Annotated in this window: 1 protein-coding gene; it reads right to left on the bottom strand. The window is 53.8% G+C overall.

All coding sequences use genetic code 11. From position 1 onward, the window contains the following. Positions 1–301: IclR family transcriptional regulator domain-containing protein (locus tag AAEY83_RS13845; protein WP_502945174.1), on the bottom strand; the 301-nt coding region annotated here is incomplete at both ends.

Below are 301 nucleotides of genomic sequence, written 5' to 3'. Positions count from 1 at the left end.
GCATAAAAAGCGCGACCAATAGCGGTACGGGTGACCGGCACTGCTGAGCCAACTTGCAAATTGACCGATAGGCGAGCAGGGCTGCGACAACAAGCGTGATAGCGCATTTCTCCTTCGACCTCTGTTGCCAAGTTCACCGATACTTCATTGCTACTCGCAAACTGCCTTAGCAGTGGCTCAGCGGCTGCGACCATATCGTGGCGACTCCACGCAGTGGCGCTGAGTCGCACCGTGCTACTGCCCAATTGATACTGTCCGTGCTCGGTAAGACGTAAAAATCCAAGCGTGGTTAACGTATAAA

The organism is Psychrobacter sp. TB20-MNA-CIBAN-0197, assembly GCF_040309765.1.
In the GTDB taxonomy this organism is placed as follows: domain Bacteria; phylum Pseudomonadota; class Gammaproteobacteria; order Pseudomonadales; family Moraxellaceae; genus Psychrobacter; species Psychrobacter submarinus.
Note: the sequence above shows the minus strand (reverse complement) of the source record. Positions and strands in the feature narration are given on the sequence as shown.